This is a genomic window from Klebsiella sp. JN_Kp126 (assembly GCF_033843325.1).
GTDB lineage: Bacteria > Pseudomonadota > Gammaproteobacteria > Enterobacterales > Enterobacteriaceae > Klebsiella > Klebsiella michiganensis.
Window position 1 is genome coordinate 1 of the sequence record NZ_JAWXQV010000060.1, and the last position, 16201, is coordinate 16201.

Here is a 16201-nt window from a genome sequence, read left to right on the forward strand (position 1 = left end):
TTTGGCAGACGGCGGTGAACCCGTAGCCCGGGCAAGGCGCGTCAAGCGCCGCCCCGGGAGCAGAGCGCAGAGAGGGGGAATTTCCCGGAGGCGATGCTGGCGCATCTGTCCGGGCTACCGTTTGGCAGACGGCGGTGAACCCGTAGCCCGGGCAAGGCGCGATAAGCGCCGCCCCCGGGGGCCGGGCGCAGAGGATTTAGCGTCAGAAACGGGATTAGCGGGTGGTGCCGCGCAGCTTCAGCACGCTGGGGACAAAGACGTTTAGCGGCAGCGCACGGCCATCGCGGGCTTTCTCAACCAGCAGGTTGACGCCCTGGCTGCCCATCATTTCTGAATGAATGCGCACCGTGGAGAGCGGCGGAAAGGTAAAACGCGCGGTGGGGATATCGTTAACGCTAATGAGCGAAATATCTTCCGGGATCGAGAGACCGCGTTCATGAATGGCGCGCAGCACGCCGATGGCGATAGAGTCTGACGCGACGAACAGCGCGGTGGGGAAATCCGCCTTTGCCAGCATCGTTTTTGCCAGCTCATAGCCGGAGGAGCTGGAAAACCCGCCGCGCCAGATATCTTCTTCCGAAACCACTCCCTTCAGGCGGCCATATTCGACGAAGGCCACTTCGCGGATGTCGGCTTTACCCGGCTCATCCTGGCCACCAATAAAGCCGATGCGCCGCGCGCCCTGGGCGATAAAAAAGTCGATAACTTCTTTGGCGATGCGCACCAGATCGATATCGACGGCGTCATAGCTGCTGCCGGGTTCATGGAAATCAATAAAGCAGACGTTGTCGGTTAACGCCGTGGCGGCGTCGCGAATCGCCCGCGAAGGCTGGCCGACAATCAGAACGCCGGTCACTTTTTTCAGCTCGGGTAGCGCGTTGTTAAAGTAGCAGTTGGTCAACTCGATACCGAGCTTTTCGCATTGCGTTTCGATGCCGTGGCGGATCGCCAGATAGTAAGGATCGTTGATTTCCAGATCCTGCTGGTAGCTGTAGATGGCCAGAATATGGTGGTGGCCGACGGTGTGAACCTGAGCCTTACGCGAGCTGGTACTTTTATATTCCAGCTTTTCCGCCACCTCAAGAATGCGATGTTTTGTCTCTTCTTTCACGTTCAGAGTGGGGTCGTCGTTTAAAACGCGGGAAACCGTCGCCAGTGAAACGCCTGCTTCGGTCGCGATATCTTTTAGTGTGGCCATTGTTTTCCTTATCTGACGTTGCCCCATCGACGCAAACCATTGTAAAGCAAGCGCGGGCAGCTGCATCTCTTTTCAGTAAATTTCCGCCGTATTATTCATCCCCGCCGCAGCGTTCCCACCGCGCAAAAGAGTGATGAATCTAACATTCTTAGCACTATTATGCGGAAACCTCGCCGACATTTGTTATCTTTTACTAAAATTTTACTTGAGGGGTGCAAGATGGAAACGGTGCTTTATGCTGATTTTGCCAGACTGGAAATGCGTACGGGAAAAATTGTGGCGATAAAACGACATGAGAATGCCGACAAGCTCTATATTGCCCGGATTGATGTTGGCGATCGCACGCTGCAGACGGTAACCAGCCTCGTGCCGTACTACAGCGAAGAAGAGCTGCTGGGAAAAACGGTCGTGGTCCTGTGTAATCTGGCGAAAGCCAAAATGCGCGGTGAAACCTCGGAGTGCATGCTGCTTTGCGCCGAAACCGACGATGGCAGCGAAAGCGTACTGCTTACGCCGGAAAGGGCGATGCCTGCTGGCGTGCGGGTGGTATAACGCAATGCCCTCTCCCAGTGAGGGAGAGGGCAGGTCACTACGCCTCTTCCACCGAAACCCGCAGCGCCGCCAGCGCCAGGCGGGCCGCTTTTAGCACCTGTTCACACTGCTCAGGGGTCAGCGTCAGCGGCGGTTCAATGCGGATCGTCCTTGCGTTGTTGAGCGTTCCGGCCACCAGTACGCGCTGGCGGAACATCTCGCTGGCAAAGTCATAGCCGATTTCGTTATCGACAAACTCAATGGCCATCAGCATACCTTTGCCGCGCACGTCATTCACCAGATCCGGATATTCGCGGGCCAGCTGGCGGAAGCCGTCCAGCAGCATGTCGCCTTTCTGCTCCGCCTGCGCGGGCAGGTTTTGCGTCAGCAACACGTTGATGGTCGCCAGCGCCGCCGCGCAGGCCAGCGGGTTGCCGCCGAACGTGGTGGTATGCAGGAACGGGTTATCGAACAGCACCGAGAATACCTCTTCGGTGGCGACCGTTGCGCCAATCGGCATGACGCCGCCGCCCAGCGCTTTGGCAAGGCACAGAATGTCCGGCTGGACGTTTTCATGCTCGCAGGCGAACATCTTGCCGGTGCGCCCCATGCCGGTTTGCACTTCATCGAGGATCAGCAGCGCGCCAAACTCGTCGCACAGCTTGCGCACCGCGGGCAGATAGCCCGGCGGCGGCAGAATCACCCCGCCTTCGCCCTGAATAGGCTCAAGGATCACCGCCGCGACGTCATCGCCGGTCTTTTTGCACTCGCTCAGCAGGGTGCGCATCGCGTTGATATCGCCAAAAGGCACGTGACGGAATCCCGGCAGCAGCGGCATAAAAGGCTTACGGAAAGTCGATTTCGCGGTGGCCGAAAGCGCGCCCAGCGACTTACCGTGAAACGCGCCGCTGGTGGCGACGAAGGTAAACTTGCCGCGCGGAGACTGATAAGCCTTCGCCAGCTTTAACGCCGCTTCGACCGATTCGGTACCGCTGTTGCTAAAGAAGCTGTATTTCAGTTTGCCTGGCGTTAAGGCCGCCAGGGTTTTAGCCAGCATGGCCCGCAGCGGGTCCAGCAGCTCCTGACTATGAAGGGGTTGTTTAGCGAGCTGATTTTCGACGGCGGAAACGACAACTGGATTACGGTGCCCTACATTAAAAATCCCAAACCCACCCAGGCAGTCGATAAACTCCTGTCCCTGAGTGTCGACAAGCGTATTTAACCCTCCCGCTTGCCACTCTACGGCTCCGTAATCCCCGCCAGCAGTGACCGATTTTCGATACGCTAAAAACCCCGGGTTCACATGCTCTTTAAAGTATTCCCTGACCTCCTGGTTAAGTGATTTCATCTCCTCATGATCGAGCGTTCGCTTCTCAATGAGATTCAGTGCGTGTGCGCTGCAGGCCAGAGCCGATGCGCTGGAAGGTAACCTGTTCAAAATATGCTCCTGGGCGGGGCGTATCACATGATACTGAATTAAGTATTGCAGGGATTACGCCACTTCGGCGCGGGCCAGGAAAATCGGGATAAACGCAACGTGAAACTGCGGTTGAGCAAAATTTAATCTTATCGCGAAATTATTGGCATGTTTTACTCCTGAAGGCGTGAAACCATGCGCAGAAGGGGGCCCGCCGCGTGCTTCGCGGCGGTGCAGGCTGCCCGGCGATGGGGCAGAGGGCTAGTCGAGCTGGGAGATTTCCATTGCCGCGCGGTCAATGACGCCGACGATCTGCTTTAGCTGAGCTTCGGTTATTTCCTGCTGGTTAACCCTTAAATCCAGTACCGCCTTAAAATTCTCCAGCGCGCGCTTCATCTGCGGATTTTTACGCAGTTCACAGCCCACCATGCGCGCCTGCAGCCTGGTCTGAATATGCTCCAGCTGCTCCAGGTTCTCCGCGTGCAGCTGACTGCCTTCGGCGGTAATGGCGATTTTTTTGCGGCCGTTTTCGTCAGCCACGCTGATTAATCCCTGATCCTGAAGTAAATCGAGCGTCGGGTAGATGACGCCGGGGCTCGGGCTGTAGTTGCCCTGGGTCAGGGTTTCGATCTCTTTAATCAGTTCGTAACCGTGGCTGGCATTGCGGGTGAGGATGTCCAGAATCACCAGGCGCAGCTCGCCGTGACCAAAGAAGCGCTGCCGGCGTCCGCCGCCTCTGCGACCGTGCTCGCCGTGTTCGCTATGTTCCCCGTGGCGTCCGCGTGGGCCACGGCCTTCTTCGTGATGGTGTTTCATGTTTTGTTCCTGTGATTATTTGATATATCTAATTTATATCTAAAAATAATAAAGTAGCAACACAGTAGTGATTATATTTTTTATTTAATTGATATTTAACGATTTAATTTTTGATTTTGGCTTTTGAGGCGTTTTTCTATGACTATATCAAAAAATGCTTGCATTCTTTTTTAATGGCAATCATTATCATTTGCAAGATTTTTAGATATATCTATTCCGTTCACGAAGGCGATGAAAGATGACAACGACCAGACACCCCAAATACCCGCAGCGCGTACGTAATGAACTGCGCTTCCGTGAGTTAACCGTATTGCGCGTCGAGCGTATCGGCAGCGCATTCCAGCGTGTCGTGCTGGGCGGAGAGGCGCTGGAAGGCTTTGTTTCCCAGGGTTTTGACGACCACACCAAGCTCTTTTTCCCGGCCGCGGGCGCTGCGTTCACGCCGCCGGAGGTGACGGATGAAGGCATTAACTGGGGCGATGGCGTGCGTCCGGCGACCCGCGACTATACGCCGCTGTACGACGCCGGGCGTCATGAGCTGGCGTACGACTTTTTTATTCACGATGGCGGTATTGCCTGCAGCTGGGCGCTGACGGCGAAAACGGGCGATAAGCTGGTGATCGGCGGGCCGCGCGGTTCGCTGGTGGTGCCGGAAGATTACGCCTGGCAGCTGTATGTGACCGATGAGTCAGGCATGCCCGCGCTGCGCCGCCGTCTGCTGGGATTGCAGCAGCTTCCGACGCGCCCGCAGGTCACGGCGATCGTCACCATTGGCGATGAGTCTTATCAAGATTACCTGGCCGATCTCGATGGTTTTCATATCGAGTGGGTGGTGGGACATCACTCCACTGCCGTGGCCGAGCGCCTGGCGCGGATTGCGGTGCCGGCTGAGGATTATTTTATCTGGCTGACCGGGGAAGGCGCGGTAGTGAAATCGCTGCTGGCGCGCTTTGAAGGCCCGGAGATTGATCCGCAGCTGGTGCGTTCGCAGGCCTACTGGCACAGCAAATAAACGCGGAGAAACCCCGGGTTGCGGCTGGCGCCTTACCCGGGCTACTGGCCCTACCGGCCCGTAGACGGCGGTTAACCCGTAGCCCGGGCAAGGCGCGTTAAGCGCCGCCCCCGGGAGCAGAGCGCAGAGTGGCTGAATTTCCCGGAGGCGATGCTTACGCATCTGTCCGGGCTACCGGCTTGCAGACGGGGGGGGGAACCCGTATCCCGGGCAAGGCGCGTTAAGCGCCGCCCCCGGGAGTAGAGCGCAGAGTGGCAGAATTTCCCGGAGGCGATGCTGCGCATCTGTCCGGGCGACCGGCTTGCAGACGGGGGTGAACCCGTAGCCCGGGCAAGGCGCGTTAAGCGCCGCCCCCGGGAGCAGAGCGCAGAGTGGCTGAATTTCCCGGAGGCGATGCTTACGCATCTGTCCGGGCGACCGGCCCGCAGACGGCTGCGAACCCGTAGCCCTGCTAAGCGCAGCGCGAGCAGGGGAGATGCCAGGGAGACTATTTCTGCGCCAGCGCTTTAAATACCATGGCCACCGCGTGGGCGCCGGGGTCCATATTGCCGCGCAGGCTATCGCTGTTCAGATACGATGCGCGCCCGGCGCCCGCTTTGCTGGCGTGAAGCGTACGATCCGCGCCCGCCTGCGCCGCGGCGAAAGCCGCCTGCAGGTTATCCGGTTCGGCCAGCAGCGCCGTTAGCGCCGGCTGCAGGGCGTCAATCATGGTCCGGTCGCCTTCATCCGCACCGCCGTAAAACTTCATCTGCGCCAGACCGGCGTTTAATGCTTCGGCGACGCTTGCCCCCTGTTCCAGCTTCTGCCCGGCGGCGGTAAAGAAAATCGACATCAGCACGCCGCTGGAGCCGCCCATCACAACCGTCAGACGCTCGCCAATCAGGGCAAACAGCGTGGCGAGGTTAGCCAGCGGCAGCTGACGACGCTGAAGTAAGTCGGCGATGTCGCGCGCGCCGGCGGCGAAGGTGGAGCCGGTATCGCCGTCGCCGACTTTCGCATCCAGCGCGTTAAGGTCTGCTTCCAGCCCGGACAGCGTGCCGGTCACTCGTTCTACGTAGCCCGCAACTTCGCCGTTCTCCGAGGGCGCAAACTCCACCCGCGTACTGCGCAGCGATGATGGCATCACGCTGACCGCGCGCGGCTGTACCGGCGTCTGCCAGCCGGCGGTTTCTACCGCGGAAAGCAGCGCCTTCTCAATGCTCTCTTCCAGCACGATGGCGGTGAGGGAGAAACCTTTCATATCCAGCGCGGTGACCAGCGACGCCGGGCCTATCAGCCAGTCGATACGCTGATGCAGCGGAGTATTGGCCAGCTCGCGGGTCAAAATCGCCATTTCGGCAATCGACACGCCGCCGAGATTATTGATCATCACCGCCAGGCGGCCGGTTTCCGGCAGGGTGGCGCTGAGCTTCTCTACCATCAGCGTAACGATTTCCGCGCTGTTCTGCGTGGCGATAACCGAAGCGCCCGGTTCGCCGTGGATCCCCATCCCCAGCTCGGCCTGATCCGGATGATGGCGCGGAGTCGTTTCCGCATCCTGCGGCAGATGACAGCTGGAAAGGGCCAGGCCAAGGCTGAAGGTATGTCTGGCGGCATACTGCGCCTCGCGCAGCACGGTTGCCAGATTGTGGCCGCGTTCGGCGAAGTAGCCGGCCACTTTATGCACCAGAATCGTCCCGGCAATGCCGCGCGGATGTTTGTTATCCGGCAGCGAAATATCATCGCCGACGATCAGCATTTCGACGTTATAGCCCATACGGCGCGCTTTCTCCGCGGCGAGGCCGAAGTTCAGACGATCGCCGGTGTAGTTCTTGACGATCAGCAGGCATCCGGCATCGCCGGTCACGGCCTGGATGGCGGTCAGCACCGCATCGACGCTCGGCGAGGCAAACAGATCGCCGCAGACGGCGGCGGTCAGCATGCCTTTACCGACAAAGCCCGCGTGGGCCGGTTCGTGACCGGAACCGCCGCCGGAGATTACCGCCACGTTGTTTTTGTCGAGATCGCGACGCACCACCACGCGAATGGCGGGATCGCTCTCCAGCCGCGCCAGGTTATTCCACGGGCTGGCGATAATGGTTCCTTCAATCACTTCGTTGACGAGGTTGGCGCGCTGATTAAAAAAGAATTGAGACATAACGGATCCTGAAAGTTAAGCGAGTTCCCGGAGGGGACAGCCTCCGGGGCGGAAAGGTTAGGGCAGGTTAGCCGCGAATCACGCGTTTGCCGGGAATATCAAGGATGACGTTCTCGCCATCTTGCAGCGTCAGGGCATCGCTCTGCTGGCACAGCATCGCGATACCCGCCTGGCGGGCGATAATGGCGCCGTGAGAGAGCTCGCTGCCGGCCTGCAGGCAGATCCCCTTCACCTGCTCTGCGTTAAGCTGCAGGACGGTAGAAGGGAAGATATCGTCGGCAACGAGGATCGAAGGCGCGCTAAACTGCGGCAGCGCTTCATCGCGCTCGTTAAGGTGACGCAGCGTGCGGTGCAAAATATCTTCAATATCAATATAGCGCGCCTGCAGGTAAGCATCGTCGAGATGGCGATATTGTTGGCTTAAATCGCTCAGCACCTGTTGCCAGGCCCACGCCGCGCTGCACTGCTCGTCGCGTATGATGTCGCACGCCGCTGCGTATAAATCAGGGTCATCGAGCAGGGTATGATGCCCGGAGAAGATCGCCGCGATGTCGGCGGAAAACGTCGCCTCTGCCAGAGTCGTCAGCGCGCTAAGGTCTTCCAGCGTCCGGTCGATGGCCCGTTTCAGCCGCAGCTGCTGCTGGCCGATGGCGGCGCTCGTTTCCCGCGAGATCCTGTCCTGCGGCTGGGGATAAAGCACGACCTTACCCTCAACGCGGTCGGCGCTGGCGGGCCGGCGCGCGGGCGCCGCCTCCGTTGGCTCGCCGAAGTTCTCCGCCGCCAGCGCCTGGAACGCCGCCAGCGCGGCGTCGGCGTCCGGGCCGCGGGCAAGCAGCCTTAAGGTATCGTTCCGGCGCACCTGAAGCAGGGCGATTTGGTTGAGGCTGTCCGGCGTGACGCATTTACCCCCTTTCTCCAGCACCAGGTCGGCATTGAATCCCGCCAGCGCGGCGACCAGCTTTGACGCCGGACGAACGTGCAGGCCGTTGTGGTTTTGAATCACCACGGAAACCGAGCGCGCGTCGCGGTCGTCGACCGGCGCGGCGGTCAGCGAAGCGTGTTGCGGTTGCGATGGTAACCCCAGCTGTACGCGTTTTGCCTCCAGCGCGTTCATGGCGTCTTCGATCACCTTGTCGATGCCGGCTCCGGCGGCGGCGCTCACCGTCGCCGCCAGAGTCCCTTCTACCAGCGGCGCCGCGCACAGGCGAACCTTAGCCGCAATGGCCGGATCGAGGAGATCCAGCGCGGTTTCGGCGCTCAGCAGGGCGCTGCCGATATCCATCATCACCAGGATATGATCGGCGTCGGCGACGGACTCGATGGCTTCCATAACCTTAATGGGATCGGTGCCGATCGGACTGGCGGGATCGTCAATTCCGGCGGCGATCGCCAGCTTACAGCCATCGTTCATTAACATCTGCCGGGCCAGTTCTCCGACACCTTCGCCCAGACGGGCGCTATGAGAAACAATAACCAGGTTTACCATCGCGTTTTCCTTACTCTTTGGCCGCTGCGGCCAGCATCTGAACCATCAACATCACCGAGGTCGCGCCCGGATCCTGGTGCCCGATGCTGCGTTCGCCCAGGTAGCTGGCCCGCCCTTTGCGAGCCTGCATGGCGATTGTGGCGTGGACGGCGGCTTGCGCCTGTTCGCAGGCAGCATCAAGGGCGCCTGGTATCGACAGGTGCTGTTCGCTGGACTGGCGCAACGATTCCACCACCGGCAGCCAGACGTCGCACATGGTTTTATCGCCAGGCTCGGCTTTGCCGCGATTCACCACCCCTTCCGCGCCTTCGCGAAAGGTCTGATAGAGCTCCTCCAGGGTCAGGCTCTGGTGGGCCTGGGTCACCTGAGCGGCGCGGATAAAGAAGGTGCCGAACAGCGGGCCGCTGGCCCCGCCGACGTTGGAGAGCAGCGTCATACCGGTATTTTTAAGAATAAAACCAATGTCTTTATCGGCAATCGACGGCAGCTTTTCCACCACCTTGCTAAAACCACGATGCATATTCAGGCCGTGGTCGGCATCGCCGATTTCCCGGTCCAGACCGGTCAAAAAATCGCTCTCTTTGGTGAAGATATCGCCGCAGCGATAGAACCAGTCTACGATTTGCGTTCTGCTTAATGACATGTCGTTGCTCCTTATTTGCCCCAGTTCAGCGCCGGGGTGTGGACCGGGGCGTCCCATAATGCCAGCGTCTCTTCATCGGCCTTTAGCAGGGTGATGGAAAAGCCCACCATATCCAGAGAGGTACAGTAGCTGCCGATAAGGTTGCGCGCGATAACGATACCGGCCTCCTCGCAGCGCTGCGTCAGACGGTTATAGACGCCGTAGAGTTCGGACAGCGGCGTGGCGCCGAGGTTGTTGACCAGCGCGATAACCCGATCGCCTTTTTGCAGCGCCTGCCTGGTCTGCGTTACCTCCTGCCACGCGCCTTTCACGTTGTCCCAGTGGCGCAGCGTGCGGCTATAGGCGCCGTTTTCCAGCAGGGTATCGAACATTTCGTCAACGGTGCGATCGAGAGAGGTGAAGCGGCGGCGGTCGATGCCCGGTTCGCCGTGAATGCCGACGCCGAACTCCATCTCATCGTCCTGCAGTTCGAATGAGGGTTGCCCGGCGGCCGGAACGGTGCAGGCGCCGAGCGCGATGCCGATAGAGTGGCCCAGGTTGTTGAGCTTGCGCCCCAGTTCGGCGCAGGCTTCCAGCGAGTCGCCGCGTTCGGCGGCCGCGCCCACCAGTTTTTCAATCAGCACGGTATTCGCCACGCCGCGCCGCCCGGCGGTATAGAGGCTGTCTTTCACCGCCACGTCGTCATCGACTACCACGGTGGTAACCTTGACGCCGCTTTCGTGCAGCAGCTCGGTGGCGGTTTCGAAGTTAAGAATATCGCCGGTGTAGTTTTTGATAATCAGCAGCACGCCTTCGCCGCCGTCGATGGTCATGGCGCACTCAAACATTTTATCCGGCGTCGGGGAGGTGAAAATTTCTCCCGGGCAGGCCCCGGAAAGCATGCCTTGGCCAATATAGCCGCAGTGCATCGGCTCGTGGCCGCTGCCGCCGCCGGAGAGCAGCGCCACTTTCCCGGCCACCGGCGCATCGGCGCGGGTGACGTAGACCGGATCCTGGTGCAGCGTCAGTTCAGGGTGGGCTTTTGCCAGGCCAGCCAGTTGTTCACTCAGGACATCTTCGACACGGTTAATCAGTTTTTTCATTGTTTATGCTCCGTCGGAGTTTCGATGCAGCCTCTCTGCTGACGGAGGCGGTCATCGTGTAGGGGTACCGCCTGACGATATGCGATATCGGGCGATGTATTGATTCTGGCTGAGTTGGCGGGAAAAAAAATCGCCATAAAATGAGTTTCATTACGAAACGTAATTATTAATTTTTGTTCCTTAATGAAACATTTTTGCGCAAGGAAAGGGAAAAATGCGAAGTAAGGCGCCTCTTTCACCTCGCTTCATCAGCGTGGAAAGCCCGCTCAGAGAAATAATTTTGCCCCTTCTTGCCGCCCGTGGTGGTGAAAAACGTCGACGATCGTCCGGCTGGTAACCTTCTTTTGCGCCAAAGGGGCGGATCGAGATCGCAATCCCATCGTTTCACATGAATTCATGTTTCAATATGAAACAATATAATTTATGTCCTGTTTCATATCGGGACAAAAAGGGGAAAGATTTTTTTGCCCGCGGCTCGCCCTACAGTGATGGCATCGCTCAGGTAGCGCTTTCGTCCCCGCCTTTGATGTAAGGCCGGACGGAGAAACACCGGGGCTCATCATGTCAAAACATGCACTTATTTGAGGGTGAACGGAATGCTAAAAGTTATTCAATCTCCAGCCAAATATCTCCAGGGACCAGATGCATCCACGCTGTTTGGGCAATACGCCAAAAACCTGGCGGACAGCTTTTTCGTGATTGCCGATGACTTCGTGATGAAGCTGGCGGGAGAGAAAGTGCTGGAAGGTTTGCACAGCCACAACATCAGCTGCCATGCGGAGCGCTTCAACGGCGAATGCAGCCACGTTGAGATCAATCGCCTGATCGCCATTCTGAAACAGCACGGCTGCCGCGGCGTGGTGGGCATCGGCGGCGGCAAGACGCTCGATACGGCGAAAGCCATTGGCTACTACCAGAAGCTACCGGTGGTGGTGATCCCGACGATCGCCTCCACCGATGCGCCAACCAGCGCGCTGTCGGTTATCTACACCGAAGCCGGCGAGTTTGAAGAGTATCTGATCTACCCGAAAAATCCGGACATGGTGGTGATGGATACGGCGATTATCGCTAAAGCGCCGGTGCGCCTGCTGGTGGCCGGGATGGGGGATGCGCTTTCAACCTGGTTTGAAGCCAGGGCCTGCTATGACGCCAGAGCCACCAGCATGGCGGGCGGTCAGTCGACGGCAGCGGCGCTGAGCCTGGCGCGCCTGTGCTATGATACGCTGCTGGCGGAAGGCGAAAAAGCCCGCCTCGCCGCCCAGGCCGGCGTGGTGACCGATGCGCTGGAACGTATCGTTGAAGCGAATACCTACCTCAGCGGTATCGGCTTTGAAAGTAGCGGTCTGGCCGCCGCGCACGCCATTCACAACGGTTTCACCATCCTCGAAGAGTGCCACCATCTGTACCATGGCGAGAAAGTGGCGTTTGGTACCCTGGCGCAGCTGGTGCTGCAAAATAGTCCGATGGAAGAGATCGAAACGGTGCTGAACTTCTGCCATACCGTCGGGCTGCCGGTTACGCTGGCGCAAATGGGCGTTAAAGAGGGCATCGATGAGAAAATTCAGGCAGTCGCCAAAGCGACCTGCGCGGAAGGTGAAACCATTCATAACATGCCGTTCCCGGTCAGCGCGCAGAGCGTGCATGCGGCGATTCTGACCGCCGACCTGCTCGGACAGCAGTGGCTGGCGCGCTAATTTAGCGTCGACCTGCCCCGTCTCATTTAAGCGATGAGACGTTTTCTCCCCCTCTGGCGGTAGCCGCCGGAGGGGTTGTCGTTCATGAAACAGCGGATAGGGATATGACTGCGCAGACTCAGAGCTTTCCTTTGGTGATAACCCAGTCGTGGCATCGCTGCAGCAAGTTTATGCAGCGGGAAACCTGGCAGACGCCGCATCAGGCGCAGGGGCTGACGTTTGAATCGATTTGCCGGCGCAAGACCGCGCTGTTGACGATTGGTCAGGCGGCGCTGGAGGATGCCTGGGAGTTTATGGATAACCGCCCCTGCGCGCTGTTCATCCTCGATGAGTCCGCCTGTATTCTTAGCCGCTGCGGCGATCCGCAGACCCTCGACCAGCTGGCGGCGCTGGGATTTCGTGACGGCAGCTACTGCGCGGAAAGCATTATCGGCAGCTGCGCGCTTTCGCTGGCCTCCATGCTCGGGCAGCCGGTCAAAACGACGGGCGAGGAGCATTTTAAACATGCGCTGCACGGATGGTCGTTTAGCTCCACGCCGGTGTTTGATAACCACGGGCGTCTGTTCGGTTCCATTTCCCTGTGCTGCCTGACGGAAGAACAGGCTTCGCCTGATCTCTCCCTGACCCTGGCTATCGCCCGGGAAGTCGGCAACTCGCTGCTCACTGATAGCCTGCTGGCCGAGTCGAATCGCCATCTTAACCAGATGTACGGTCTGCTGGAGAGCATGGATGACGGGGTGATGGCGTGGAACGAGCAGGGGATTTTGCAGTTTCTTAACGTGCAGGCGGCGACGCTGCTGCATCTTGATGCCCAGGCCAGCCAGGGGAAAAATATCAATGAGCTGGTGACGCTGCCGGCCCTGCTGCGTCGGGCCATTAAGCACGCGCGCGGGCTGAACCATGTGGAGGTCACCTTCGAAAGCCAGCATCAGTTTGTCGACGCCGTGATTACGCTCAAGCCAATCGTTGAAGAGCAGGGCAACAGTTTCATTCTGCTGCTGCATCCGGTCGAGCAGATGCGCCAGCTGATGACCAGCCAGCTTGGCAAAGTGAGCCATACCTTTGAACAGATGTCGGCGGACGACCCGGAAACCCGGCGGCTGATTCACTTTGGCCGCCAGGCGGCGCGCGGCGCTTTTCCGGTGCTGCTGTGCGGTGAAGAGGGGGTGGGTAAGGAGCTGCTCAGCCAGGCGATTCACAATGAGAGCGAGCGGGGCGGCGGGCCGTATATCGCGGTCAACTGTCAGCTGTATGCCGACAGCGTCCTGGGCCAGGATTTTATGGGCAGCGCGCCGACGGACGATGAAAACGGCCGCCTTAGCCGTCTTGAGCTGGCCAACGGCGGGACGCTGTTTCTGGAAAAAATCGAATACCTGGCGCCGGAGCTGCAGTCCGCGCTGCTGCAGGTGATCAAACAGGGGGTTTTAACCCGTCTGGATGCCCGCCGCTTGATTCCGGTAGACGTTAAAGTGATCGCCACCACCACCGTCGATCTGGCCAATCTGGTGGAGCAAAACCGCTTTAGCCGCCAGCTTTACTACGCGCTGCACTCCTTTGAAATCGTTATCCCACCGCTGCGCGCGCGGCGTAACAGTATTCCTTCGCTGGTGCACAATCGCCTTAAGAGCCTGGAAAAGCGCTTTTCCTCGCGGCTGAAAATGGATGAAGATGCGCTGGCGCAGCTGGTGGCCTACTCCTGGCCGGGCAACGATTTTGAGCTGAACAGCGTGATTGAAAATATCGCCATTAGCAGCGATAACGGCCATATCCGGCTGAGTAATTTGCCGGAATATCTGTTTGCCGAGCGGCCCGGCGCCGACGCGGGCTCCTCGCTGCTGCCCGCCAGCCTGACCTTTAGCGCCATTGAGAAAGAAGCGATTATCCATGCCGCCCGCGTGACCAGCGGGCGTGTGCAGGAGATGGCGCAGCTGCTGAATATTGGCCGCACCACGCTGTGGCGAAAAATGAAACAGTACGATATCGATGCCGGCCAGTTTAAGCGCGGACGTATGGAGTAGTTTCCTGTGGGGAGTAGTACGGAATAGTCGAGCAGAAAAGCACCACGCAAGCGTTTAGCTGCGGTCTGAATCAAAGAAAGGCAACGATCTCTTTGATATCCCGGCGAAGATGGGTCCATAGTGTCATCATGTTCATTACGTGGTTAATTTTAAGGATAAGAGTATGCCAACAGCAATCGATAAAGCCTTGGATTTTATTGGTGGTATGAACACATCGTTGTCGGTGCCGAATACTATGGATGAAAGTACCGCTAAGGGAATTTTGAAGTATTTGCATGAACTAGGCGTACCGGCAAATCCTGCCGACGTCATGGCCCGGGGTGAAAAGGAGGGATGGGATGCCGGGTTCACGGAAAAAGTGGCCGGCTGGGCGGAAAAAATTGCCTCCGGTAACCGGATCGTCATTAAAAACCCGGAATTCTTCACCGTCTATATGCGCGAACAGCTGCAGGCGCTGGTGTAAGCCGCCTGTCGCGAACCTCACGTTAAGCTGCGGCGCCCCGAGGGGGCCGCACAATGCAAAAGGGCCGACGATTTTTCGTCAGCCCTTGCTGTATCTGGTGGCCCCTGCTGGACTTGAACCAGCGACCAAGCGATTATGAGTCGCCTGCTCTAACCACTGAGCTAAGGGGCCGTGGCGAGGGATTATAAAGTAACTGTTCCCCGCAATCCAGCCTAAAAATCACGCCTGCTGTTTTTATAAACAACGCATTTTCAATCCTTTATAATTACCTTTTAGGCATTGAGCTGGGGAAAACATGATTAACGATATTCTGGCGCCGGACCTGCGGGTGGTCTTTTGCGGTATCAATCCGGGGAAGTCTTCCGCCCATACCGGTTTTCATTTCGCCCATCCGGGCAATCGCTTCTGGAAAGTGATTCACCAGGCCGGCTTTACCGACCGTCTTCTGAAACCCGAGGAGGAACTCCAGCTGCTGGATACCCGCTGCGGGATCACGATGCTCGTCGAACGCCCGACGGTGCAGGCCAGCGAGGTTGAGCTGCTGGAGCTCCGCGACGGTGGTCGTGAACTGGTCAGAAAAATGGAAGAGTATCAGCCGCGCGCGCTGGCGATCCTGGGTAAACAGGCCTTCGAGAAAGCGTTTCAGGTGCGCGGCGTAAAATGGGGCAAGCAGCAGGTGACCATTGGGGCGACGGAAGTGTGGGTGCTGCCGAATCCCAGCGGCCTCAACCGGGCGACGCTGGATAAACTGGTGGAGGCCTACCGGGAGCTTGACGAGGCGCTGGCCACGCGAGGGCTTTAATGCATTTCCGACGACAAAAGGGTTACGGCTTTCACCCCGGTCGTCGGCGGCTGGCTTAAGCCTGCGGCTTTAGTCAGCTTTTTCGCAATCGCTAATATTCCCTTTTTCTATCATGAATAAGAGGGCGTCAAAAGCGAAGTCGAGAAAGGTTTTACGGTTTTTCTCAAGGTGACGTAAAAGACATTCTTCTCTGTACGAGGACTTTTCCACTAGCCCGGTCAGGCAGAGCCAGAACAGCATCATGACGTCCGCGACGGGAGCATTTAATCCAATCTCTTTTTTTTCGGCAGCGTCTGTGATTCGCTTTGCGATAATCTGGTGGATCTGTTCTCCAGTCATAGCGATATTTTTCAACGCTTTATTGTTTTTAGTGATTTTTTCAGAACAGGCGATCTTCCCGGCTATCGCGGAAAAGTAGGCAAGGCTTGTTTCGTGGAGAGCCATCAGCGCATGGCACAGCTCGCGATAAAATTCGCGAAATGAATTTTGCCGATTAGCGATTGGTATGAGCTCCTGATAGAAACGCGCCATTACCTCCAGGATAAGATGATCCAGAATATCCTTTTTATTGTCGAAATAGGTATAAAGCGTGGTTTTACTAAAACCGGCTTCATGTGCGATCTCATCCATGGTGGTACTTTCTATTCCACGGCTTAGAAATAATGTATTAGCGGTGGTTAAAATAACCGTTCTATTAAAATCAGCTAGCTGAATTTTACGCTTGCTATTCATTTCATTTCCCTATGATTTGCCTGCGGTTTTAGGCGAAAATACGCCCCATCAACCAACCAATAGTACAATCGTAAAACTATGAGTCCAGCGGTTTAATGGCACATAAATAAATAATAAGAATAAGACCTGGATATATATTGATGGATTTTATATTGGGGTTTTAATATTTA

The 16201-nt window shown here is 57.8% G+C and carries 14 protein-coding genes and 1 tRNA gene; 6 read left to right on the plus strand and 9 right to left on the minus strand.

Going from position 1 to position 16201, the window contains the following annotated elements:
- Window positions 1-214: 214 nt before the first annotated feature.
- Entirely contained in the window at window positions 215-1198 is a 984-nt protein-coding gene (ebgR, locus tag SIK97_RS14725) for a transcriptional regulator EbgR (protein ID WP_032720237.1), read from the minus strand.
- 219 nt (window positions 1199-1417) lie between these two features.
- Between ebgR and SIK97_RS14730 the strand changes: the two genes are divergently transcribed.
- Window positions 1418-1750 (plus strand): tRNA-binding protein, encoded by a 333-nt coding sequence (locus SIK97_RS14730; RefSeq protein WP_014226909.1) that lies wholly within the window; start codon window positions 1418-1420, stop codon window positions 1748-1750.
- A gap of 37 nt (window positions 1751-1787) precedes the next feature.
- On the opposite strand, the gene ygjG is transcribed toward SIK97_RS14730, so the two are convergent.
- Together ygjG and SIK97_RS14740 are read right to left on the minus strand one after the other, a co-directional pair.
- Entirely contained in the window at window positions 1788-3167 is a 1380-nt protein-coding gene (gene ygjG, locus SIK97_RS14735) for a putrescine aminotransferase (RefSeq protein WP_004854393.1), read from the minus strand.
- A 240-nt stretch (window positions 3168-3407) separates the two neighbouring features.
- Window positions 3408-3962 carry a PadR family transcriptional regulator gene (locus tag SIK97_RS14740; RefSeq protein ID WP_032751351.1) on the minus strand — a complete coding sequence of 185 codons (555 nt, stop codon included), beginning with the start codon at window positions 3960-3962 and terminating at the stop codon, window positions 3408-3410.
- A 238-nt stretch (window positions 3963-4200) separates the two neighbouring features.
- Here SIK97_RS14740 and SIK97_RS14745 point away from each other — a divergent pair, with 238 nt between their 5' ends.
- Window positions 4201-4974 carry a siderophore-interacting protein gene (locus tag SIK97_RS14745; RefSeq protein WP_047722898.1) on the plus strand — a complete coding sequence of 258 codons (774 nt, stop codon included), beginning with the start codon at window positions 4201-4203 and terminating at the stop codon, window positions 4972-4974.
- 487 nt (window positions 4975-5461) lie between these two features.
- Here the strand turns inward: SIK97_RS14745 and SIK97_RS14750 are convergent, their stop codons facing one another.
- From SIK97_RS14750 to dhaK, 4 genes are all read right to left on the minus strand, one after another.
- Window positions 5462-7111, minus strand: a complete 1650-nt coding sequence (locus tag SIK97_RS14750; protein WP_032751349.1) for a glycerone kinase — start codon at window positions 7109-7111, stop codon at window positions 5462-5464.
- A gap of 67 nt (window positions 7112-7178) precedes the next feature.
- Window positions 7179-8597 (minus strand): dihydroxyacetone kinase phosphoryl donor subunit DhaM, encoded by a 1419-nt coding sequence (gene dhaM, locus SIK97_RS14755; protein WP_032751347.1) that lies wholly within the window; start codon window positions 8595-8597, stop codon window positions 7179-7181.
- 10 nt (window positions 8598-8607) lie between these two features.
- Entirely contained in the window at window positions 8608-9240 is a 633-nt protein-coding gene (dhaL, locus tag SIK97_RS14760; protein ID WP_057173291.1) for a dihydroxyacetone kinase subunit DhaL, read from the minus strand.
- A gap of 11 nt (window positions 9241-9251) precedes the next feature.
- A complete protein-coding gene (dhaK, locus tag SIK97_RS14765) occupies window positions 9252-10322 on the minus strand; it encodes a dihydroxyacetone kinase subunit DhaK (RefSeq protein ID WP_057173290.1) in 1071 nt (356 codons plus the stop codon).
- Window positions 10323-10918: 596 nt separating this feature from the next.
- On the opposite strand from dhaK, the gene SIK97_RS14770 reads away from it, so the two are divergent.
- The 3 genes from SIK97_RS14770 to SIK97_RS14780 all read left to right on the plus strand — a co-directional run bounded on the left by SIK97_RS14770 (window position 10919) and on the right by SIK97_RS14780 (window position 14497).
- Entirely contained in the window at window positions 10919-12016 is a 1098-nt protein-coding gene (locus tag SIK97_RS14770) for a glycerol dehydrogenase (protein ID WP_009651847.1), read from the plus strand.
- 104 nt (window positions 12017-12120) lie between these two features.
- Window positions 12121-14034, plus strand: coding sequence for a dihydroxyacetone kinase operon transcriptional regulator DhaR (gene dhaR / locus SIK97_RS14775; protein WP_032692891.1), 1914 nt, complete (start codon window positions 12121-12123; stop codon window positions 14032-14034).
- A 139-nt stretch (window positions 14035-14173) separates the two neighbouring features.
- Window positions 14174-14497, plus strand: coding sequence for a DUF1889 family protein (locus SIK97_RS14780; protein ID WP_071532228.1), 324 nt, complete (start codon window positions 14174-14176; stop codon window positions 14495-14497).
- Between the two features lie 95 nt (window positions 14498-14592).
- On the opposite strand, the gene SIK97_RS14785 is transcribed toward SIK97_RS14780, so the two are convergent.
- Window positions 14593-14668: transfer RNA gene (locus tag SIK97_RS14785), tRNA-Ile, on the minus strand.
- 124 nt (window positions 14669-14792) lie between these two features.
- Between SIK97_RS14785 and mug the strand changes: the two genes are divergently transcribed.
- Entirely contained in the window at window positions 14793-15299 is a 507-nt protein-coding gene (gene mug / locus SIK97_RS14790) for a G/U mismatch-specific DNA glycosylase (RefSeq protein ID WP_009651862.1), read from the plus strand.
- Between the two features lie 69 nt (window positions 15300-15368).
- Here mug and SIK97_RS14795 read toward each other — a convergent pair whose 3' ends face one another.
- Window positions 15369-16031, minus strand: a complete 663-nt coding sequence (locus SIK97_RS14795; protein WP_057173289.1) for a TetR/AcrR family transcriptional regulator — start codon at window positions 16029-16031, stop codon at window positions 15369-15371.
- Window positions 16032-16201 lie beyond the last annotated feature (170 nt).

Excerpts from the sequence above, each read along its gene's own strand:
- ebgR (WP_032720237.1), bottom strand. The coding sequence starts at position 1,198 with ATGGCCACACTAAAAGATATCGCGACCGAAGCAGGCGTTTCACTGGCG.
- SIK97_RS14730 (WP_014226909.1), top strand. The coding sequence starts at position 1,418 with ATGGAAACGGTGCTTTATGCTGATTTTGCCAGACTGGAAATGCGTACG.
- SIK97_RS14740 (WP_032751351.1), bottom strand. The coding sequence starts at position 3,962 with ATGAAACACCATCACGAAGAAGGCCGTGGCCCACGCGGACGCCACGGG.
- SIK97_RS14745 (WP_047722898.1), top strand. The coding sequence starts at position 4,201 with ATGACAACGACCAGACACCCCAAATACCCGCAGCGCGTACGTAATGAA.
- SIK97_RS14750 (WP_032751349.1), bottom strand. The coding sequence starts at position 7,111 with ATGTCTCAATTCTTTTTTAATCAGCGCGCCAACCTCGTCAACGAAGTG.
- dhaM (WP_032751347.1), bottom strand. The coding sequence starts at position 8,597 with ATGGTAAACCTGGTTATTGTTTCTCATAGCGCCCGTCTGGGCGAAGGT.
- dhaL (WP_057173291.1), bottom strand. The coding sequence starts at position 9,240 with ATGTCATTAAGCAGAACGCAAATCGTAGACTGGTTCTATCGCTGCGGC.
- dhaK (WP_057173290.1), bottom strand. The coding sequence starts at position 10,322 with ATGAAAAAACTGATTAACCGTGTCGAAGATGTCCTGAGTGAACAACTG.
- SIK97_RS14770 (WP_009651847.1), top strand. The coding sequence starts at position 10,919 with ATGCTAAAAGTTATTCAATCTCCAGCCAAATATCTCCAGGGACCAGAT.
- dhaR (WP_032692891.1), top strand. The coding sequence starts at position 12,121 with ATGACTGCGCAGACTCAGAGCTTTCCTTTGGTGATAACCCAGTCGTGG.
- mug (WP_009651862.1), top strand. The coding sequence starts at position 14,793 with ATGATTAACGATATTCTGGCGCCGGACCTGCGGGTGGTCTTTTGCGGT.
- SIK97_RS14795 (WP_057173289.1), bottom strand. The coding sequence starts at position 16,031 with ATGAATAGCAAGCGTAAAATTCAGCTAGCTGATTTTAATAGAACGGTT.